This window comes from Hydrogenophaga sp. T66 (assembly GCF_057219855.1).
The window spans coordinates 16,309-34,711 of record NZ_JBXVVX010000002.1 but is presented as its reverse complement, the minus strand read 5'-3'; the positions used below and the strand labels follow the sequence as shown (position 1 = coordinate 34,711).

The 18,403-nt window shown below is 70.7% G+C and carries 19 protein-coding genes; 5 read left to right on the top strand and 14 right to left on the bottom strand.

Features of this window, described 5'->3' with window-relative positions; genetic code table 11:
• Positions 1 to 10 precede the first annotated feature (10 nt).
• The 10 genes from AC2D80_RS09135 to AC2D80_RS09090 all read right to left on the bottom strand — a co-directional run bounded on the left by AC2D80_RS09135 (position 11) and on the right by AC2D80_RS09090 (position 10,369).
• Positions 11 to 379 carry a response regulator gene (locus tag AC2D80_RS09135; protein WP_484632706.1) on the bottom strand — a complete coding sequence of 123 codons (369 nt, stop codon included), beginning with the start codon at positions 377 to 379 and terminating at the stop codon, positions 11 to 13.
• On the bottom strand, positions 376 to 633 hold the full coding sequence (locus tag AC2D80_RS09130) for a hypothetical protein (RefSeq protein WP_484632705.1): 258 nt from the start codon (positions 631 to 633) through the stop codon (positions 376 to 378). Before AC2D80_RS09130 ends, AC2D80_RS09135 begins: the two co-directional genes overlap by 4 nt.
• A complete protein-coding gene (locus AC2D80_RS09125) occupies positions 633 to 2,927 on the bottom strand; it encodes a chemotaxis protein CheA (protein WP_484632704.1) in 2,295 nt (764 codons plus the stop codon). The genes AC2D80_RS09130 and AC2D80_RS09125 overlap by 1 nt, the downstream gene beginning before the upstream one ends.
• The gene (locus tag AC2D80_RS09120) at positions 2,924 to 3,361 is read right to left on the bottom strand and encodes a response regulator (RefSeq protein ID WP_484632703.1); all 438 of its coding nucleotides are present in this window, start codon (positions 3,359 to 3,361) and stop codon (positions 2,924 to 2,926) included. The genes AC2D80_RS09125 and AC2D80_RS09120 overlap by 4 nt, the downstream gene beginning before the upstream one ends.
• Positions 3,358 to 4,233 (bottom strand): CheR family methyltransferase, encoded by an 876-nt coding sequence (locus tag AC2D80_RS09115; RefSeq protein ID WP_484632702.1) that lies wholly within the window; start codon positions 4,231 to 4,233, stop codon positions 3,358 to 3,360. The genes AC2D80_RS09120 and AC2D80_RS09115 overlap by 4 nt, the downstream gene beginning before the upstream one ends.
• Positions 4,230 to 4,853: a HEAT repeat domain-containing protein gene (locus AC2D80_RS09110; RefSeq protein WP_484632701.1), complete on the bottom strand. Its 624-nt coding sequence runs from the start codon at positions 4,851 to 4,853 to the stop codon at positions 4,230 to 4,232. The genes AC2D80_RS09115 and AC2D80_RS09110 overlap by 4 nt, the downstream gene beginning before the upstream one ends.
• A gap of 13 nt (positions 4,854 to 4,866) precedes the next feature.
• Positions 4,867 to 5,970 carry a chemotaxis-specific protein-glutamate methyltransferase CheB gene (gene cheB / locus AC2D80_RS09105; RefSeq protein WP_484632700.1) on the bottom strand — a complete coding sequence of 368 codons (1,104 nt, stop codon included), beginning with the start codon at positions 5,968 to 5,970 and terminating at the stop codon, positions 4,867 to 4,869.
• Positions 5,971 to 5,980: 10 nt separating this feature from the next.
• Positions 5,981 to 7,597, bottom strand: a complete 1,617-nt coding sequence (locus AC2D80_RS09100; RefSeq protein WP_484632699.1) for a chemotaxis protein CheW — start codon at positions 7,595 to 7,597, stop codon at positions 5,981 to 5,983.
• A gap of 34 nt (positions 7,598 to 7,631) precedes the next feature.
• On the bottom strand, positions 7,632 to 9,560 hold the full coding sequence (locus AC2D80_RS09095) for a methyl-accepting chemotaxis protein (protein ID WP_484632698.1): 1,929 nt from the start codon (positions 9,558 to 9,560) through the stop codon (positions 7,632 to 7,634).
• A 290-nt stretch (positions 9,561 to 9,850) separates the two neighbouring features.
• Positions 9,851 to 10,369 carry a hypothetical protein gene (locus AC2D80_RS09090; protein WP_484632697.1) on the bottom strand — a complete coding sequence of 173 codons (519 nt, stop codon included), beginning with the start codon at positions 10,367 to 10,369 and terminating at the stop codon, positions 9,851 to 9,853.
• 142 nt (positions 10,370 to 10,511) lie between these two features.
• On the opposite strand from AC2D80_RS09090, the gene xdhC reads away from it, so the two are divergent.
• The 4 genes from xdhC to AC2D80_RS09070 are packed head-to-tail and all read left to right on the top strand — an operon-like array spanning position 10,512 to position 13,525.
• Positions 10,512 to 11,390 carry a xanthine dehydrogenase accessory protein XdhC gene (gene xdhC, locus AC2D80_RS09085; RefSeq protein WP_484632696.1) on the top strand — a complete coding sequence of 293 codons (879 nt, stop codon included), beginning with the start codon at positions 10,512 to 10,514 and terminating at the stop codon, positions 11,388 to 11,390.
• Positions 11,391 to 11,436: 46 nt separating this feature from the next.
• On the top strand, positions 11,437 to 12,114 hold the full coding sequence (locus tag AC2D80_RS09080; RefSeq protein ID WP_484632695.1) for an HAD family hydrolase: 678 nt from the start codon (positions 11,437 to 11,439) through the stop codon (positions 12,112 to 12,114).
• A 13-nt stretch (positions 12,115 to 12,127) separates the two neighbouring features.
• Positions 12,128 to 12,502 carry a Rieske (2Fe-2S) protein gene (locus AC2D80_RS09075; protein WP_484632694.1) on the top strand — a complete coding sequence of 125 codons (375 nt, stop codon included), beginning with the start codon at positions 12,128 to 12,130 and terminating at the stop codon, positions 12,500 to 12,502.
• A 30-nt stretch (positions 12,503 to 12,532) separates the two neighbouring features.
• On the top strand, positions 12,533 to 13,525 hold the full coding sequence (locus AC2D80_RS09070) for a S49 family peptidase (RefSeq protein ID WP_484632693.1): 993 nt from the start codon (positions 12,533 to 12,535) through the stop codon (positions 13,523 to 13,525).
• Between the two features lie 17 nt (positions 13,526 to 13,542).
• Here AC2D80_RS09070 and galE read toward each other — a convergent pair whose 3' ends face one another.
• Both galE and AC2D80_RS09060 read right to left on the bottom strand, forming a co-directional pair.
• Positions 13,543 to 14,580 carry a UDP-glucose 4-epimerase GalE gene (galE, locus tag AC2D80_RS09065; RefSeq protein ID WP_484632692.1) on the bottom strand — a complete coding sequence of 346 codons (1,038 nt, stop codon included), beginning with the start codon at positions 14,578 to 14,580 and terminating at the stop codon, positions 13,543 to 13,545.
• 1 nt (position 14,581) lies between these two features.
• Entirely contained in the window at positions 14,582 to 16,003 is a 1,422-nt protein-coding gene (locus tag AC2D80_RS09060; RefSeq protein WP_484632691.1) for a mannose-1-phosphate guanylyltransferase/mannose-6-phosphate isomerase, read from the bottom strand.
• A gap of 99 nt (positions 16,004 to 16,102) precedes the next feature.
• Between AC2D80_RS09060 and galU the strand changes: the two genes are divergently transcribed.
• Positions 16,103 to 16,996, top strand: coding sequence for a UTP--glucose-1-phosphate uridylyltransferase GalU (galU, locus tag AC2D80_RS09055; protein WP_484632690.1), 894 nt, complete (start codon positions 16,103 to 16,105; stop codon positions 16,994 to 16,996).
• A gap of 16 nt (positions 16,997 to 17,012) precedes the next feature.
• On the opposite strand, the gene AC2D80_RS09050 is transcribed toward galU, so the two are convergent.
• Positions 17,013 to 17,798 carry an SAM-dependent methyltransferase gene (locus AC2D80_RS09050; RefSeq protein WP_484632689.1) on the bottom strand — a complete coding sequence of 262 codons (786 nt, stop codon included), beginning with the start codon at positions 17,796 to 17,798 and terminating at the stop codon, positions 17,013 to 17,015.
• On the bottom strand, positions 17,795 to 18,403 hold the full coding sequence (locus AC2D80_RS09045; protein ID WP_484632688.1) for a Maf family nucleotide pyrophosphatase: 609 nt from the start codon (positions 18,401 to 18,403) through the stop codon (positions 17,795 to 17,797). Before AC2D80_RS09045 ends, AC2D80_RS09050 begins: the two co-directional genes overlap by 4 nt.

Below are 18,403 nucleotides of genomic sequence, written 5' to 3'. Positions count from 1 at the left end.
GCCGGGGTGTTCAGGTGCCCGGCAGCACTTGCCGGATCACGTTCAACAGGTCGTTGCCGCCCACCGGTTTGACCAGCCAGCCGGTCGCGCCGCTGCGCTTGGCCTCTTCGCGCTTGGTCGCCTGGCTCTCGGTGGTCAGCGCCAGGATGGGCACGAAGCGCAGCTGGCGGCGCACCGCGGCGATCAGCGCCAGCCCGTCCATCCGCGGCATGTTGATGTCGGTGATGATCAGGTCGGGTTTCAGCCCGGCCTCCACCTGACCCAGCGCCGCCAGCCCGTCGCCGGCGGTCTTGACGTGAAACCCGCTGATCTCCAGCGTGTTCTTCAGGCTCATCAGCATGGTGGCGGAGTCGTCCACCAGCAGCACGGTTTTGCTCATGCAGGCTCTCCTTCGGATGGGGGCACGGGGGGCAGGCCCAGCGCGGCGCGCAGCCAGCGGTCGGTCGGTTCGCTGCGCAGGGCCGGACGCAGGGCCAGCAACACCTGCAGTACCGCGCTGTGCACATGACCCACGGCCTTCAGCGCGACCGCGGGCCGGCGTTGGGCGCGCAGCCAATGCGCCAGTGCCTCGGCGTCGTCCACCGCGATGTCGCCTTCCAGCGCCGCATGGGTTCGGGTGTATCGGATGCCCATCAGATCAGCTCCCGGGGGTTGAGGATCATCAGCACGCTGCCGTCGCCCATGAGGGCGGTGCCGGCGAAGCCGGTCAGGCCGGCGAGCACGCCTTCCAGGGGTTTGAGGATGATGTCGCTGGTGCCGTCAAAGTCGTCCACCACCAGGCCGATCGTCTCGCCGCCCAGCCGCACGACGAGCACCGCGTGTTCGCCTTCCGGGTTGGGGCGCGGCGGGTCGTCCAGGCCCATCAGCGCATTGAGCGAGCGCAGGGGGACGATGCGTCCGCGCAGCACCACGGTTTGCGATTGCTTGAAGTGGTGGATGTCTTCGGCCGGCACGCGCACCGTCTCCACGATCAGGTCCATCGGCACGCCAAAGCGCCGCCCCGCCGTCTCGATCATCATCACGTGGGTCACCGCCATCGACAGCGGCAGCGACAGGCGGATGGTGGTGCCGGCGCCCGCCGTGCTGCTCAATGCCACCGTGCCGTTGACCCGCTCCACCGCCGTGCGTACCACGTCCATGCCGACCCCGCGTCCGGAGAGGTCCGACACCGATTCGGCGGTGGAGAAACCGGGCAGGAACACCAGCTGCACCGCCTCGGCGTCGGTCAGCGCGTCCGCCCGGTCCGCCGGGATCAGCCCGCGCTCCACCGCCTTGGCGCGCACCCGCCGGGTGTCAATGCCGGCGCCGTCGTCGGCGATTTCCAGCACCACGCGGTCGCCTTCCTGGCGCGCGCTCACCCGCAGCGTGCCGGTGGCGGGTTTGCCGGCGGCGCGTCGCGCATCCGGGGGCTCGATGCCGTGGTCCAGGCTGTTGCGCAGGATGTGAATCAGCGGGTCGGCCAGGCTTTCGATCACGTTCTTGTCGGCCTCGGTGTCCTCGCCCTCCAGCACCAGCTCGACCTCCTTGCCCAGCTTGCGGGAGATGTCGCGCACCAGGCGCCCGAAGCGCTGGAACACCGTCCCGACCGGCAGCATCCGCACCTGCAGCACCGCGTGCTGCATGTCCTCCGCGATGCGGTTGATGATTGAGTACTGGGTCTTGATTTCGCGGGCCAGTTCGCGCTGGCCAAACTGCGTCTCGGCGCGGGCGGCGAGATAGGGCAGGGCGTTCTTGGCGACCACCATCTCACCGATCAGGTCCATGAGACGGTCGATCTTGTCCTGCGACACCTTGAGCACCCGCGGGCCGCGGTCGCCGCTGTGGCCTTCCTCGGCGCTGGGGCTGGCGGCGCTCGCCGCACCCAGCCGGGGCGCGGGTGGCGCGACCGAGTCGTCGGTGGTGCGGTCGGCCGCCGCGGCGCCGTCGGGGTGGTGCTCGCGCGCCCAGGTCGCCAGCGGCACCGCGCCCGGCGCGAGCCCCGCCAGCGAATCTGCGGCGTCCAGGCCCAGGATGCGCGCGAGCCGCTCCAGCACCCGCCGCGCGGATTCGACACTCGCCGCCGCGACGCCGGGACGCGCGAGCAGCTCCCCCTGGGCGGTCCAGAGCGCGCGGGCGTGGTGTCGCAGTGCGACGAGGGCCGGGTCGGCGTCGTTCGCGGGCACCGACCGGGCGGCGGGGTCGGCACGCTCGCTGGCGAGGACCACGCAATCCACCTGCTCCGGCACGTAGCGGAAATGATCCTGCACCGCCGCCAGCGGGGCGTCACAGACCAGCCGGAAGGACAGCCGGTGGTCGTAGCAGTCGAATGCCTCGGGCGCCGCAGGCCAGTCGGTGGGCGCGTGCACGGCCAGGTGCCGCAGGCCCGGCGCGCACCGGGCCAGGCGCCAGGGGTCTTCGCCCTTGAAGTAGCAGCCAGGCTCGGGCGCGTAGGTCACGGCCACAGCGCCGGCCGGGCGCTCGCCATCGGGCAAGGCCGACAGCCAGTCGGGCATCGCCCGCGGCGGGGGCGCGGCCGCTTCGCCGCGCGGGGCGGTGTCGGGCGCGGTGAGGTGGTGCCGCAGTGCCTGCGCGAGCGTGGCAGCGGCCGGGTCTTCACCGTCGAGCCGACCGTCGCGGGCGATCCGGTCCACCAGCGCGCCGGTGTGATCCATCGCATCGAGCAGCGTGTCGGCCAGCGCCGGCCGGTAGGCGATCTGGCCATCGCGCACGCGGTCAAGCAGGTCCTCCGCCGCGTGCACCAGATGCTCCAGCGCGCCGAAGTCAAACAGGCCGCAGTTGCCCTTGAGGGTGTGAACCTCGCGGAACAGGTCGTTGAGCAGCTCACGGTTGGCCGGGTCGCGCTCGACCGCGAGCAGCCGCTGGCCGATTCGCTCTAGGCATTCACGGGCCTCTTGCACAAACTGGTCGAGCAGGTCTTGGGTCTTCATGCGCGGGCTCCCTGGGCAACGTGCAGGCTGGCGGCCCGTTCGGCCGCGGGGAGGTCGCCCAGCAGCAGCGCCGCGGTCAACACCAGTTCCGGCGGCCGCGCGGGTTTGATCAGGTAGGCATTGGCCCCGGCGTCGCGCGCGGCGGTGGCGTCATGGACCTGGGCCTCGGTGGAGACCATGAGCACCGGGGCCGGCGCCACCTGCGGCAGCCGGCGCAACTCGCGCACGAAGCTGTAGCCGTCCATCTTGGGCATGTTGATGTCCACGACATACAGGTCGTAGGGTTCATCGCGCGGCTGCGCCACGACCCGCTCCAGCGCTTCCACGCCGTTGACCGCCTCGTCGGTCTGCCAGCCGGCGTCGCCGAGCATCTTGCGGTGGTAGAGCCGCACGGTCGCGGCGTCGTCGACGATGAGAATGCGGGCGGGCTTCATGCGCGGCCTCCTTCCAGCGGCTTCTGATAGACCATGGCGTCGGCAAAGCGGCGCACCTGGAACAGCGAGCTGATGCGGCTCATCGACTCGGAGTGGCCCAGGCAGATGAAGCCCCCGGGGTGGAGGGCGTCGTACATCGCCTCCACGGCCACGCGGCGCGAGAGGTCGTCGAAATAGATCAGCAGGTTGCGGCAGAAGATCAGATCGATCTGCCGGAACCGGCGCGTGTCGCGCGCGTCGCTGAGGTTGACCTGCGAGAACTCGACCGCATCCACCAGGTCGCGCGAGATGCGGAACTCGCCGTCGCCGTGGGGCGTGAAGTACTTCTCCAGGTAGGCGCGCGGCAGGTTGGCCACCGAGCGGGCGCTGTAGATGCCCTGTTGCGCGGCCGACAGCACGCGCGTGTCGATGTCCGATGACAGGATTTCCACGTCGTGGCGGTCGATGTGGGGCCAGCGCTCCAGCAGGTACATCGCGATCGAGTACGGCTCCTCCCCGGTGGAGGAGGGGATCGACCAGATGCGGATCCGCTCGCCCGGCGCTTTGCGCCGCACCACCTCGTCGAGCAGGTTGTTGACCATGCAGTCGAACTGGTAGGCCTCGCGGAAGAAGTAGGTCTCATTGACCGTCATGGCGTTGACCAGCGCCTGCAGCTCCGAACTGCCGCTTTCAAACCGCAGGCCCACGAAGTAGCTGCGGAAGCTGTCGGCGCCGGTGGCCTCCATCCGTTCGATCAGGCGCTTGTCCACGAAGTAGCGTTTGCCTTCATCGAAGTGGATGCCGGTTTTCCGATAGAAGAAGTCGCGGAACTTCAGGAAGTCCGCGTCGGTGATGACCGGATCGGTGGGCCGGGTCGCGACCGCCGCTTTCATGCCGCCTCCGCGCGGCCGGCGGCCATGTCGGCCGCGAAGCCGATGAAGGGATCGTCAGGGAAGCGCCGCACCACCGCGGCCAGCGCCGGGCGGTGCTGCGGCCCGCCCACTTCGGCCAGCACCTCGATCGCCGCCGCCACCACATTGACCTCGGAGTCGTGCACGAGCACGTCCACCAGCCAGTCGGCCACCCGGGGGTGGCGCAGGTCGCCCAGCAGGTTGACGGTGAAGATCCGCACATCCGGGTCGCGGTCGTGCAGCAGCGCGGCCATGCGCGGCGCCACCGCGGCGGGCATCCCGGCCAGGGCTTCGATGGCGCCGTTGCGCAGGCTGGCGTCCTCGCTGCGCAGCAGCGGAATCAGCGCACTGGCCGCGGCCTCGTTGGCGTGGGTGCTCAGGCTGGTGAACAAGGCTTCCCGCACGCTGGGGTCCTGCTCGTCACCCAGGTGGGCACCCAGCTGGGCGGCGGTGTCGGGGTGCTCGGCGAGATCGCGCGCGGCCCAGCGGCGTTCGTGGCCGAGGCCCTCGTGCAGCTGCGCCAGCAGGCCATCGCGGTCGCGCCCCCAGCGGCGCGGCACCACGGGGTGCAGCGGCGGTGGATCGGTTCGTCGCAGTCCCATGGTGATCTCCTGTTCAGGCGCTGGCCCGCTCGGTGTGAAGCCAGCCACAGAGCTGGCGGGCGATGGCATGGCAGGGCAGGACGACGCCTGCCCCGCCGCGCTTGACGAGTTCCTGCGGCATGCCGAACACGACCGCGGTGTCGCGCGACTCGGCGATCGTGCGACCGCCTTGCTGGCGCAGCCGGGTGAGGCTGGCCGCACCGTCATCTCCCATGCCAGTGAGCAACACCCCCACCACGGAGGACGGCGACAGCACACGCAGGACGCTGTCCATCAGGACGTCCACCGACGGATGCCACGGGTGCGCGGGTGACTCGGTGCGCGCTTCCGCCACCAGACGGCCCAGGCGTCGCTGCACGACCATGTCGGTGCCGCCCTTGCCAACCACGACCAGACCGGGCTCCAGCGGCATTGCGGCGCTGCATTCGCGCACCCGCAACGCGCACAGCGCGTCCATGCGGCGGGCGAATGCGTCGGTGAAGTTCACTGGCATGTGCTGGGCCACCAGCACCGGCCAGGGAAAGTCCGCCGGAAGCTGGGGCAGGATGTCCTCCAGCGTGCGCGGTCCCCCCGTCGACACGCCAATCACCACCACGCCCTCGGCCGGTCGTGGGCCCGCGGGCCGTTCGTCGCTGACGCCGGGTGCGGTGGCGCGCGGTGTGGGCGACGGACTGGCTCTCACGCGGCTTGGCGCGGCCGCGGGTGGCGCACTGACACGCGGTGCCGGTACCCGGGCGCGGGCCGCCGCGCGGACCTTCTCCACCAGCGTCTGGGCAATCTGGTCGATGTTCAGCGAGATCGTGCCGCCGGGTTTGGCGATGAAGTCCACCGCGCCCAGCGCCAGGGCCTCCAGCGTGGCCTGCGCGCCGCGCTCGGTGAGCGATGACACCATCACCACCGGTGTGGGCCGCGCCTGCATGAGCATGGCCAGCGCGGTCAGGCCGTCCATCTCGGGCATGTTCACGTCCATCGTCACCACGTCCGGCTGCCAGCTGGTGAGCATCTCCAGCGCCTCCCGGCCGTGGCGCGAAAAACGCACCTGCAAGCCCGCCTCCGACAGCACCGTGCCAAGCAGACGGCGCATCAGCGCCGAGTCATCCACCACCAGCACCTTCATCGCGGTGTCCTCACGCGGCTTCTCGCCACGCCGGTGCGTCGATGGCCTCGGGTCCGCCCATCACCCCGCCGACCGCCCCGTCCAGCGCCACCCGCTCGCCATGGCCCAACAGCCGGTCCGGGTCGATCAGCATGACCAGCCGACGCCCACCTTCAACCTTCGCCACCCGCGAGAACAGCGCGCGCTGGGTGTCGCTCAGGTCGGGCGCCGGTTCGACCTGCGCGCTGTCGATGCGCATCACCTCGGCCACCGAGTCCACGATGAACCCGGTTCGCTGGCCGCCCAGCGTGTAGACCATGATGCGCTGGCGGTCGTTGCGTTCGATCGGCGCCATGTCGAGGCGGCGGCGCTGGTCCACCACCGGCAGCACCGTGCCGCGCAGGTTGATCACCCCCTCCACATACGCCGGCGTTTGCGGCACGCGGGTGAGCACCTCCGGCACGCGCACGATCTCCTGCACGCTCATGATCGGGACCCCGAATTCCTCGGCACCCAGCCGGAAGATCACCACCTGGAGATCGTCGTTGACCGGGGAGGATGCGCTGGCGCGGGGCGTGTTCATGGAAGACTCCTCGGGATGGGAGAGGGAGGCGCCGGCGGCGGCGTGCAGGGTGGCTTCCACGGCCTGCACCGCTGGCAGTCCGAGCAGGCGCCCGATGTCGATCACCGACACCAGCCGCCGCCCGTCGTCGAGCCGGCAGATGCCGGCGAATTCGCTCAGCTCGCCCTCGCGCGCCAGCAGCGGCGGTACGTCCTGTGTCAGGCTGCGCGGCACGCTCAGCACTTCCTTGACCGTGTCGGTGACCAGCCCGATCTGCGCGCCGCCGTGTCCCACCACCACGATGCGGTGGTGCTCGTCCGCGGTCACCGGCGCCAGCCCGAACAGGCTGCGCAGGCTGACCAGGGGCAACAGCCGCTGCCGCAGCGTCACCAGGCCCAGGGCGTGGGGCGGCGCGTTGGGCACGGTGGTCACCTGGGCCGGCATCTGCACGATCTCCTGCACGTCGGCGATGTCCACCGCGTACTCCTGGGCGTCGACCGTGAAGCTCACCAGGCGCAGATCGTCGCTGCCCGCGGTCTCGGGAGCGACGGTGCTCCCGGGCGAACCGCCGTCCAGCCTGCCGCCGGCCGCCCGCTCGCTGCGCCCGCCGGCGCCACGGAACTGCGCCCCGATCAGGCGCTGAAAGTCCAGCACCAGCAACAGCTCGTCCTCACCATCACTGCGCGGTTGACGGATCACGCCCGTGAGGTAATCGGCATCGACCACGCCCCGGATCCGCTGGGCCGGTTCCATGTGGGCGGGCTCCACCTCGATCACGCTGCTGACCCGGTCGACGATGAAGCCCAGGGGCTGGCCCAGATGGATCACCAGGGCCCGCGTGGCGTCGCTGTCGGCGGTGTCCGCCGCGCCCAGCAGGCGGCGCAGGTCGATCAGGGGCAGCACCCGCCCGCGCAGGTTGGCCAGTCCCTCCAGCGCCGGAGGCGCCAGTGGCAGCCGCGCCACCTCGGGCAGGCGAATGATTTCCTGCACCGGCGCCATCGGCACGGCAAAGCGCTCGCCGGCGGCGCTGAAGGTCACGAACTGGCGGTCGTCCGAGACGGGGTCGGTCGATGTGTCGGCACGCACGGCGCACCTCCTTTCGTGGATGCGGCGGCCGCGGTCAGTTGCTCTGCAGTTCGTCGGCGAGCGACGCGATTTCCTCGATCGCGGCGCTCAGCTCTTCAGCGCCCTGCGATTGCTGCTTGGCGGCGGCAGCGGCCTGTTCGGCGGCTTTCTCGGCCTGCTGTGCGGCGGCCGACACCTGATCCACGCTGACTTTCACCTGCGCCAGCGCCGCAGCGATCTCCTGCGAGGCCGCCACCGTCTGTACGTTGCCTTGCTCCAGCTGTTCGACATCGGCGCTGATGTTGACCAGGTCGGTGGCGATCACCCGCGTCTTCTCCACCTCGGTCTGGCCGGCGGCCATGATGTCGATCAGATCGCGTCCGACCATGCCGATCTGGTCCTGGATGCCCTTGACCAGATCCTTGATGCGGTCGGCGTTCTCGGCCGAGTCGTGCGCGAGGTTGCGGATGTCGGTGGCCACCACGACGAAACCCTTGCCATATTCGCCGGCGCGGGCGGCCTCAATGCTGCCGTTGACGGCGAGCATGTTGGTCTGGATGCTGACCTGCGTGATGGCGTCGACGATCTTGTCGATCTTGCGGCTGACCAGCTCCAGCTCCTTGATCTGCTGCAGGCTTTGCCGGGTGGCGCTCACCCCATGGCCAATGCTGGCGATCAGGCCATCGATCTGGCGGCGGTTCTCCTCCATCAACTGGCGGATGGCGCCGGCCCGGTCGCGGGCGGCCGTGGCGCGTTGTTCGGCCAGCTGGGCGCCCCGCTCGATCTGCGTGATGGCGGCGGCCGACTCGGTGGTCGCCGAGGCCTGGGCCTGCGAGCCTTTGCGGATCTGCTCCAGCGCGATCATGATCTGCGAGGCGGCCCGGTTGATTTCCTGCACCGCTGACGACAGCTCCTCGGCCGCCGAGGCCACCTCCTCGGCGCTCTTGCCGATGTCGGTCGAGTTTTTCAGGTCGTCCGCAATCTCCGACAGGCTGGCCGAGCTTTGCTCGCATTCCGCCAGCGCGGCGCTCTGCTCTTCCACCGTCTTGCTGGCCTCCGCGCAGGCCGAGGCCTGCTCCGTGGCTGCGGCGGCCACCAGCTCGGCGCCCTTGAGGGCCTGCTGCGCGGCGGTGTTGCTCTGGGTCGCGGCGGTGGCGATGTCCCCCGCGCCGGCCACGATCTCGGCCGCGTCTGCGCGGATCTGGTCGAGCTGCTGCAGGATGCGGTCGCTCTTGTCCACCTCGCCCTGGATGGTGTCGGCCGATTCATTGATGCCGCCGGCAATCACCTTGACCTCGCCCTGGATCTGGCTCACCAGTTCCTGGATCTGGCGGGCGCTCTTCTCACTCGTCTCCGCCAGCGTGCGCACCTCGTCGGCCACCACGGCGAAGCCCTTGCCATGCTGACCGGCGCGGGCGGCCTCGATCGCGGCGTTCAAGGCCAGCAGGTTGGTCTGGTCGGCGATGCGGGCCACCGCCTTCACGATGTCCCCGATGTTGGCGGCCTGCCGCTCCAGCTCCGCGACCATCTTCACCGACTCCGCCTGACGCCGAGCCGCGGTGCCGACGGCCGATACCGTGGTCTGCACCGCCTGGTTCACCCGCAAGGCCATCGACTGCAGGCCGCCCGCGGTGGCCTGGGCCACACGGCATGCTTCCATCTGCCGCGTGATGGCGCCACTGACCTGGGTGATGGCCGCGAGGGACTCCTGCGCCGCACTGGATGCCTCTTCGGCGCCGGTGGCGATCTGATCCGAAGCGCGCTTGAGTTCCTCGGCCGCGGCCGCGGCCTCATTGATGCCCGAGGACAGCTGGCTCGAAGCGCTGGCCACCCGCTCGGCGGCTTGCTGCTGCTTGGCCACGGTGCGGGCCCGTTTGCGGTTGGCTTCGGCATCGCGCGTCATGCGCCGCGTCACGCCGGGGATGCCCCCGTTGGGAACGAGGGGAGGGGTGGCCGCGCTGCGGCTCTTCATGACCAGGGACATCGTTGGGCTCCTCGGGATGGCTGCACGGAACCCCTTGCGGGGCCCTCGGCCGTTGGACCGGCCGTGTGTGAGCTATCGGAGCCGGCTGAAGCCGTCTGAGCGGATTGACACGCGTTTGCGTGACATTCGTCATCGCAGGCGGCTGCCAGTGCGATGGGTGGCCTGAACCGCCCGTTGGCCGGTACTCAAGTCGACTGACTGTCACCCGTTTGCGTGTATCCCTAAGTGTTCCCGGCCCAAAACGAAACGGCCGCCCGAGGGCGGCCGTCCGGAGGTCGGGACCCAAGGCTTCAGCGGTTGCGCTGGCCTTCGGTGAGCGTGTCGAGCTGGAACTTGCCGCTTTTGTCCCAGAGCCACACATCGGTGTAAGTGACGCGGCCCATGCGCACCGGCGCCGGGAAGGGCGAAGCGGCGCGCACGGTGCGCTCGATCTCGCGCATCACGTCGGGCACGTGGCTGGGCGCCCGCATCCAGTTGAGGTGTTTGACGTGGCCGAGGTGGTCCACCTCGACCTGCAACACCCCGACGGCGTGCATCAGCGGCGGCAGTTGCCCCTTGTAGATGCGGTCGGCGTTGCGCTCGTAGATGTGTTTGGCGCCGTCCTTGCGGTATTCCAGCGGCGAGGCCGCTTGGGAAATGCGCTCCGGCGTGGGCGCCACGGTCACCGGCGCCGGCGCGGGGGCCGGTGCGGGGGCGGGCGGCGGTGGCGGCGGAGCCGGCACGGGCGCGGCGCACGACGCCAGCAAGACCGCGGCGGCAACGCCCAGCCACACGGGCAGGGGACGGGGAGCGGGAGAGGGTGTGTTCATCGGGGCCTCGGCTCAGGGGGCGACCGCGGGGGGCGGCCATACACGCAGCGCGATGGAGTGTATGGCGATTCCTTCAGTGCGCCCATCGGGGCCGGCCCGATACTCACCCTTGCTTCGTCTGTTTACGTCTGCTCACACGCCCATGGCCGCCACGCCACACGATCCGCCTTCCACCGCGCCGTCCGGCGCGTTCGGTGCGGCGTTGGTCGACCGCCCGCTGGACGCGTTGCTGGCGTGGCTGCAAGGCGGCCGCCCCGCGGTGCTGGTCACCGTGATCGCCGCGCGTGGGTCGGTGCCCCGGCGGCCCGGCGCCTGGATGGCGGTCACGCCGGACGCCGTGATCGGCACCATCGGCGGCGGGCATCTGGAGTGGGACGCCGTCGCCGCCGCGCGCGACGCACTGGCCACCCGACGCACCGGACCCTGGGAGCGCGAGGTGGCGCTGGGCCCGTCGCTGGGCCAGTGCTGCGGCGGCGCGCTGCGCTGGCGCGGCGAGCCGGTCGGGGAGGCCGACGCGGCGGCATTGGCCGCCCGGCTGGCGCCGTCCCGGCGCCCGGTCGGGCTGTTCGGTGGCGGCCACGTCGGGGCGGCGATCGTGCGCGCGCTCGCCCCGCTGCCGTTCGCCGTGCACTGGATCGACAGCCGCGACGGCGTCTTTCCACCCGCCCTCGCCGCCCTGGCCACCACCGACCACGCCGAGCCGGTGCACCGCGCCGTCGACGACCTGCCGGCCGGCTCCGCCGTGCTGATCATGAGCTTCTCCCACGCCGAGGACCTCGACATCGTGGCCGCCTGCCTCGAGCGTCGGCGGGCGCGGGACGACCTGCCCTTCATCGGCCTGATCGGCAGCCGCACCAAGTGGGCCACGTTCTGTCGACGCCTCGGCGCGCGCGGCTTCAGCGAGGCCGAGCTCGACGGGGTGACCTGCCCGATCGGCCTGCCCGGGATCGGCGGCAAGGCGCCCGCCGTGATCGCGGCGTCGGTGGCGGCGCAGCTGCTGATGCAACTCCCCGGCGATTGATCCTGGCGACTGAGCTGGGCGGTACCGGCCGCGCTACGATCCCGCCATGCCACTGTCCGCCGATCACCGTCCGCGCCGCTTCGACCTCATCGCCTTCGACTGGGACGGCACGCTTTACGACTCCACCGCCGTCATCGCCCGCTGCATCCAGGCCGCCGTGCGCGACGTGGGTGGCACGCCACCCTCCGACCGCGACGCCTCTTACGTCATCGGCATGGGCCTCATGCAGGCCCTGGCCCACGCCGCGCCGGACGTGCCGCGCGAGCGCTACCCCGAACTGGGTGAGCGCTACCGCCACCACTACCTGATCCATCAGAACGACCTCAGTCTGTTCGACGGCGTGCTGCCGATGCTGGCCGACCTGCGCGCGCGCCACCACTGGCTGACCGTGGCCACGGGCAAAAGCCGCCGTGGGCTGGACGAGGTGCTGCACAGCGAGTCGCTGGCGGGCGTGTTCGACGGCTCGCGCACCGCCGACGAGACCGCCGGCAAGCCGGCGCCGCGCATGCTGCACGAGCTGATGCGCGAATTCGGCGTGGACCCCACCCGCACCCTGATGATTGGCGACACGACCCACGACCTCCAGATGGCGGTGAATGCCGGGTGCGCCAGCGTCGGCGTGAGCTACGGCGCCCACGAGCCCGCCGCCTTCGCCGAACTCGGTCCGCTCGCGGTCGTCCATTCGGTGCGCGAGCTCCACGACTGGCTGCTGGCCCACGCCTGACACCGGAGATCGCATGGCCCCCGACGACGCCCTGATCCCGCTGTGCAACAGCCGCGACCTGGTCGACGGCGGCCGTGCGGTGCCCTTCGATGTGAACCACGCCGGACAGACCTGCCGGGCGTTTGCGGTTCGGTACCAGGGCCGCGTCCACGCCTACCTCAACCGGTGCGCCCACGTGGCCATGGAAATGGACTGGCAGCCCGACCGTTTCTTCGACGACACCGGGCGCTGGCTGCTGTGCGCCACCCACGGCGCGGTCTACGAGCCCGACACCGGCGCTTGCCGCGGCGGCCCCTGCCGGGGCGGGCTGGTCAAGATTGAACTCGTCGAGACCCAGGGGGTCGTGCACTGGCGGGCACAATACCCGTTCAAGCCCGTCGTGTTCTGAACCCGAACCACCGCCTCGCGCGGCGACCCCATGCCCGACAACGACTTTCCGCCCACCGACCTCCCGGCCAGCACGCCCGCCCGTGGCACCGACGGCCGTCCCTGGGAGCGCGAAACGATCGAAAAGCTGCTGTTCGCCCAGTTGCGCGAGCAGCAGGCGGCCCGCCGCTGGAAGATCGCCTTCCGCTTCTTCTGGCTGCTGCTGGCCGGCGCCTTTGTGTGGCTGGTGTATCAGGCCGAAGCCACCACCGGCGCGCCCAGCACGCCACACACGGCGGTGATCGAGGTCAAGGGCGAGATCGGCGACGGCGCTGATGCGAGTGCGGAAAACGTGGTCGGCTCCCTGAAGTCGGCCTTTGAGGACAGCGGGTCGCGCGCCGTCGTGCTGCTGATCAACTCGCCCGGCGGCAGCCCGGTCCAGGCGGGCATCATCAACGACGAGATCCACCGCCTGAAAGCGCTGCACAACAAGAAGGTGTACGCGGTGGTCGAAGAAACCTGCGCGTCGGCCGCGTACTACATCGCCGCCGCTGCCGATGAAATCTACGTCGACAAGGCCAGTCTGGTGGGCAGCATCGGCGTCTTGATGGACGGTTTCGGCTTCACCGGCCTGATGGAAAAGCTCGGCGTCGAGCGCCGCCTGATGACCGCCGGTGAGAACAAGGCCCTGCTGGATCCCTTCAGCCCGCAAGACGCGAACCAGAAGGCCTACATCCAGGCCATGCTCACCGAGATCCACCAGCAGTTCATCGCCGTCGTCAAGAAAGGCCGCGGCGATCGCCTCAAGGAAACGCCCGACACCTTCAGCGGCCTGGTCTGGAGCGGCCAGCAGGCGGTGCAGCTGGGCTTGGCCGATGGCCTGGGCAATCTCGATTACGTGGCCCGCGAAGTGATCAAGGCCGAGGACATCGTGGACTACACCCACCGCGAAAACGTGGGCCTGCGGCTGGCCAAGCGGTTTGGCGCCAGCGTGGGCGAGGGGATCTTCCACGCCGCCCGCGCCGCGGGCGTTCAGCTGCGCTGAGCGGTTTCGCCGGGCGCTCAGCCGCCGCGGTAGCCGTTCGGGTTGCCCTGCTGCCAGCGCCAGGCGTCGGCGCACATCGCGTCCAGCGAGCGTGTGGCTTCCCAACCGAGGGTCGCCCGGGCAAGCGCCGGGTCGGCCCAGCATTCCGCCACGTCGCCGGCGCGGCGTGGTGCGGCGCGCCAGGGGATCGGGCGCCCGGACGCCTTCTCGAACGCCGCCACCACCTCCAGCACGCTGTGGCCGCGGCCGGTACCCAGGTTGACGGTGAAGCTGCGGCCGTCGCGCAGCAGGGCCTGAAGCGCCGCCACGTGCCCCTCGGCAAGGTCCATGACGTGGATGTAGTCGCGCACGCCGGTACCGTCGGGGGTCGGGTAGTCGGTGCCGAACACGCTGAGGGCCTCGCGCCGCCCGACCGCGACCTGCGCCACGTAGGGCATGAGGTTGTTGGGCACGTCCGACGGGTCTTCGCCGATCAGGCCGCTGGGGTGCGCACCGACCGGGTTGAAGTAGCGCAGCGTGGCGATCCGCCAGTCGGGCTCGGCCTGATTGAGCGCGGCCAGCATGTCCTCGGTCACCAGTTTGGTGTGGCCGTACGGGTTGGTGTGACGGCGCGGGAAGTCTTCGGTGATCGGGACGCTGGCCGGATCGCCGTAGACCGTGGCGCTGCTGGAGAACACCAGCGTGGGCGCGCCGATCACCGCGCGGCTGGCTTGCAGGGCGCGCAGCAGGCTGATGGTCCCGCCGAGGTTGTGGTGGTAGTACTTGAGCGGCTGGGCCATGCTTTCGCCCACCGCCTTGTCAGCCGCGAAGTGCACGACGCCGGCCGGCCGGTGGCGCTGCAACACGTCTTGCACCCAGGCCGTGTCGAGCACGTCGCCGCGTTCCAGGATCAGCGTGCGCCCGGTGATGCGCTGCAGGCGCTCCATCACCGCCGGGTGGCTGTTGGCGAAGTTGTCGAGGATGACTGGCTCGAATCCGGCTTCGCACAGGGCGACGGCCGTGTGGCTGCCGATGAAGCCAGCGCCGCCGGTGAGAACAATGCGGAGGGCGCTCACGTCAGGCCTTCGGTTCGCGACCGTAACGGTCTTCCAGGCGCACGATGTCGTCCTCGCCGAGGTAGGCGCCGGATTGCACCTCGATCATCTCCAGTTCCAGCTTGCCGGGGTTGTGCAGGCGGTGGACTTCGCCGATGGGGATGTAGGTCGACTGGTTCTCCGACAGCAGGTAGGTCTCGGCGCCGCGCGTGACCTCGGCCGTGCCGCGCACGACGATCCAGTGTTCGGCGCGGTGGTGGTGTTTCTGCAGACTGAGCGATGCGCCCGGTTTCACGCCGATGCGCTTGACCTGGAAGCGTTCGCCGGCGTCGATGCTGTCGTACCAGCCCCAGGGCCGTGCCACCCGCCGGTGGGCGGCGGCCTGGGGCACGTCGCTGCGGGCGAGGTGGGCCACGACGTCCTTTACCCGCTCGGCGTGGTCGCGCTGTGCGACCAGCAGCGCGTCGGGCGTGTCGATGATGAGCAGGTCGTCCGTGCCCAGCGCCACCACCGGGCGCGCGCCAGCGTGGATGTAAGTGTTGCGTGCCTGCAGCGCGTGTCCGGCGCCGTGGACGCGGTTGCCCGCGCCGTCGGCCGGGGTGAGGTCGGCCACCGCGTTCCAGCTGCCCACATCGCTCCATTGGCCCTGGAATGGCACGACGGCGACGTCCGGGTGGTGTTCCATCACCGCGTAGTCGATGCTTTGCGAGCGGCAGGCCAGGAAGGCCTCGCGGTCGGGCCGCACGAAGTGCACCGCGTCGAGCGTTTCGCGGCCCGCGCCAGCCAGCGCCTGCTCGCACGCCGCGAGGATGTCCGGGGCGTGGGTGCTCAGCGCGCTGCGCAGGGTGTCGGCCTGGCACAGGAAGATGCCGGCGTTCCACAGCACGTCGCCCTGCAGCAGCAGCGCCTGGGCCGCCTCGGCGTTCGGCTTTTCAATGAAGCGCGCGACCCGCTCAGAGCCGTCCGCGCGCGCCGCGCCGCGCTGGATGTAGCCGTAGGCCGTGCTGGGAAAGCTCGGCATCACGCCGAAGGTGACGATGGCGCCGGCCTGCGCCGCCGCCACGCCGGCGCGAACCGTCTCCGCGAAGGCCGCGGCGTCGGGGATGTGGTGATCGGCCGGGCAGAACAGCAACAGCCGCCCCGGGTCGCCGGGCTGCAGAGCGGCCAGCGCCATCGCCGCGGCGGTGTTGCGGCCCGCGGGTTCCAGCAGCACCGCCGCCCCACGCTGTCCGGCGGCCAGCAGCGTGTCGCTGACCAAAAACCGGTGCTCCTCGGCGGCCACACAGGTGGCGGGCGCGCCGCACCAGGCCAGCCGCTCCAGCGTGAGCCGCAGCAGGCTGCGATCGCCGATCAGCGGCACAAACTGCTTGGGGAAGCTTTGGCGGCTGAGCGGCCACAGGCGGGTGCCGGAGCCGCCACACAACACGACAGGGAACAAAGTCATGGAAGGGCGCTGCGGCTTGAGCCGCAGCGATTTGTGTACGTATTGGGTGGGTATTATGGTGGGCTGTCCCGATCCATTGATGCGAAGGAATTCACTCTCATGCGCCCGATTCGCAAAGCCGTTTTCCCGGTGGGGGGCCTCGGCACCCGGTTCCTCCCGGCCACCAAGGCCATCCCGAAAGAGATGCTGCCCGTGGTCGACAAGCCGCTCATGCAATACGCGGTGGAAGAGGCCTATGCCGCGGGCATCCGCGAGATGATCTTCGTCACCGGCCGCAACAAGCGCGCGATCGAAGACCATTTCGACACGGCTTACGAGCTCGAAGCCGAACTCCAGGCCGCGGGCAAGGGCGCGCTGCTGGAGTTGGTGACCTCCATCAAGCCCGACGACATGGACTGCTTCTACGTGCGCCAGCCCCGCGCCCTGGGCCTGGGCCACGCGGTCCTGTGCGCCGAGCGACTGGTTGGCGACGAACCGTTTGCGGTGTTGCTGGCCGACGACCTCATGATCGGCCGTGAGCAGTTCAGCGGTGGTCCGACCGTGCTGGCCCAGATGGTGCAGGCCCACGCCGCGAGCCCGGGCATGGTGCTGGCGGTGCAGGACGTGCCGCGCGAAGACACCCGCCGCTACGGGGTGGTCGATGTGCGAGGCGTCAACGCGCCATTGGCCGAGGTTTTCGGCATGGTTGAAAAACCCGCCCCGGACAAGGCGCCCTCGACCCTCGCGGTCGCCGGTCGCTACATCCTCACGCCGTCGGTTTTCGACAGCATCCGCCGCCAACCGCGTGGCGCTGGCGGCGAGATCCAGCTCACCGACGGCATCGCTGCCCTGATCGGCACCGAGCGCGTGCAAGCGTTCCGTTACGACGGTCGTCGCTACGACTGCGGCAGCAAGGAGGGCTTCCTCGAGGCCACGATCGATCTCGCGCTGGCCAATCCGGCGCTCGCCCCCGCGGTGCGGGCCCACCTGGACCGGCTGCAGTCCGCCGGTTGATCGCCGCGGCCGCGCGTCAGCGGCCGATCAGGAACACCGCCGGCCGGTCCAGCGCCAGCCCGGCGGTGCCGCGTTGCCGCCACGTGGCCACGGGCAGGCTCACCACCCGTTCGTCCGTCAGCCCCAGCCCGACCGCCACCGCGAGCCGGGTGTCGCCTTTGAGGGTCTGCAGCAGCGCATCGAGCAGGGCGGCGTTCCGGTAAGGCGTTTCGATCAGCACCTGCGTCTCCCCGGTGTCCCGGGCGCGGGCTTCCAGTTCGCGCAGCCGCCGTTGCCGGTCGGCCGCCGCCTGCGGCACGTAGCCCACGAAAGCGAAGGCCTGGCCGTTCATCCCGCTGGCCGCCAGCGCGAGCACCAGCGACACCGGTCCCACCAGCGGCACCACCCGCACGCCCGCGGCGTGCGCAGCGCGCACCACCGCGCTGCCCGGATCGGCCACCGCCGGCATGCCGGCTTCGCTCACCAAGCCCACGTCATGACCGGCCAGCGCCGGCGCGATCAGCGCGCGGGCCTGCGCGTCGAGTGCCGCGTCGGGGCGGTGGTCCCCGTGTTTGTGGGCGGCGCGCGGCAGCTCGGTGATCGTCATTGCCTGGAGAGGCGCCGCGAGCCCGGCCACCGCATCCACCCGCTTGAGAAAGGCGCGGGTGGATTTCGCGTTTTCGGTGACCCAATGGGTCAGGCGCGCAGCGACGGCCAGCGTGCTGGCGGGCAGCCAGTCGGTGGCACCGCGCTCGGCGGCCTCGGCGGTGCCGAAGTCCAGCGGCGTGGGCACGAGGTACAGGGCCCCGGTCGGGGGGCTCATGGCACGACCGCCCCAGCCGCGCGCAGCAGCTGACAGGTCCGGATCAGCGGCAGGCCGACCAGGGCGGTGGGATCGTCGCTGTCAATCCGCTCCAGCAAGGCGATGCCCAGCCCTTCGCTTTTCGCGCTCCCGGCGCAGTCGTAGGGTCGCTCGGCGCGCAGGTAGCGCTCGATGGCCTCGTCATCCAGCGGGCGGAACACGACCCGCACCGGCGCCAGATCGGCCCGCTCAAAGCCCGTCTCGGCGCACACCACCGCCAGCGCCGTCTGGAAGACCACCGTGCGGCCCGACAGCCGCCGCAGTTGCGCCACCGCCCGTTCGTGGTTGCCGGGTTTGCCGAGCGGCTCACCCGCGAGGTCGGCCACCTGATCACTGCCGATGACCAAAGCGTTCGGAAAGCGGGCGGCCACGGCCCGCGCCTTGGCCAGCGCCAGCCGTTGCGCCAGGGCGGCCGGCGTTTCGCCCGGCTGCGGTGTTTCCTCCACCTCGGGTGCAGCCACGTCAAAAGGCAACCCCAGGCGGGAAAGCAGTTCCCGGCGATACGGGGAGGTCGAGCCCAGCACCAGCGGGCGGGGCAGGGCGGTGGAGGGGGCGGCGGTCGTCAT

Bases quoted from the DNA above. Each gene is read 5' to 3' on its own strand.
- xdhC (WP_484632696.1), top strand. From the start codon at position 10,512: ATGGCCGCCACGCCACACGATCCGCCTTCCACCGCGCCGTCCGGCGCG.
- AC2D80_RS09080 (WP_484632695.1), top strand. From the start codon at position 11,437: ATGCCACTGTCCGCCGATCACCGTCCGCGCCGCTTCGACCTCATCGCC.
- AC2D80_RS09075 (WP_484632694.1), top strand. From the start codon at position 12,128: ATGGCCCCCGACGACGCCCTGATCCCGCTGTGCAACAGCCGCGACCTG.
- AC2D80_RS09090 (WP_484632697.1), bottom strand. From the start codon at position 10,369: ATGAACACACCCTCTCCCGCTCCCCGTCCCCTGCCCGTGTGGCTGGGC.
- AC2D80_RS09050 (WP_484632689.1), bottom strand. From the start codon at position 17,798: ATGAGCCCCCCGACCGGGGCCCTGTACCTCGTGCCCACGCCGCTGGAC.
- cheB (WP_484632700.1), bottom strand. From the start codon at position 5,970: ATGAAGGTGCTGGTGGTGGATGACTCGGCGCTGATGCGCCGTCTGCTT.
- AC2D80_RS09110 (WP_484632701.1), bottom strand. From the start codon at position 4,853: ATGGGACTGCGACGAACCGATCCACCGCCGCTGCACCCCGTGGTGCCG.
- AC2D80_RS09115 (WP_484632702.1), bottom strand. From the start codon at position 4,233: ATGAAAGCGGCGGTCGCGACCCGGCCCACCGATCCGGTCATCACCGAC.
- AC2D80_RS09125 (WP_484632704.1), bottom strand. From the start codon at position 2,927: ATGAAGACCCAAGACCTGCTCGACCAGTTTGTGCAAGAGGCCCGTGAA.
- AC2D80_RS09130 (WP_484632705.1), bottom strand. From the start codon at position 633: ATGGGCATCCGATACACCCGAACCCATGCGGCGCTGGAAGGCGACATC.
- galU (WP_484632690.1), top strand. From the start codon at position 16,103: ATGCGCCCGATTCGCAAAGCCGTTTTCCCGGTGGGGGGCCTCGGCACC.
- AC2D80_RS09135 (WP_484632706.1), bottom strand. From the start codon at position 379: ATGAGCAAAACCGTGCTGCTGGTGGACGACTCCGCCACCATGCTGATG.
- AC2D80_RS09095 (WP_484632698.1), bottom strand. From the start codon at position 9,560: ATGTCCCTGGTCATGAAGAGCCGCAGCGCGGCCACCCCTCCCCTCGTT.
- AC2D80_RS09045 (WP_484632688.1), bottom strand. From the start codon at position 18,403: ATGACGACCGCCGCCCCCTCCACCGCCCTGCCCCGCCCGCTGGTGCTG.
- AC2D80_RS09120 (WP_484632703.1), bottom strand. From the start codon at position 3,361: ATGAAGCCCGCCCGCATTCTCATCGTCGACGACGCCGCGACCGTGCGG.
- AC2D80_RS09060 (WP_484632691.1), bottom strand. From the start codon at position 16,003: ATGACTTTGTTCCCTGTCGTGTTGTGTGGCGGCTCCGGCACCCGCCTG.
- AC2D80_RS09070 (WP_484632693.1), top strand. From the start codon at position 12,533: ATGCCCGACAACGACTTTCCGCCCACCGACCTCCCGGCCAGCACGCCC.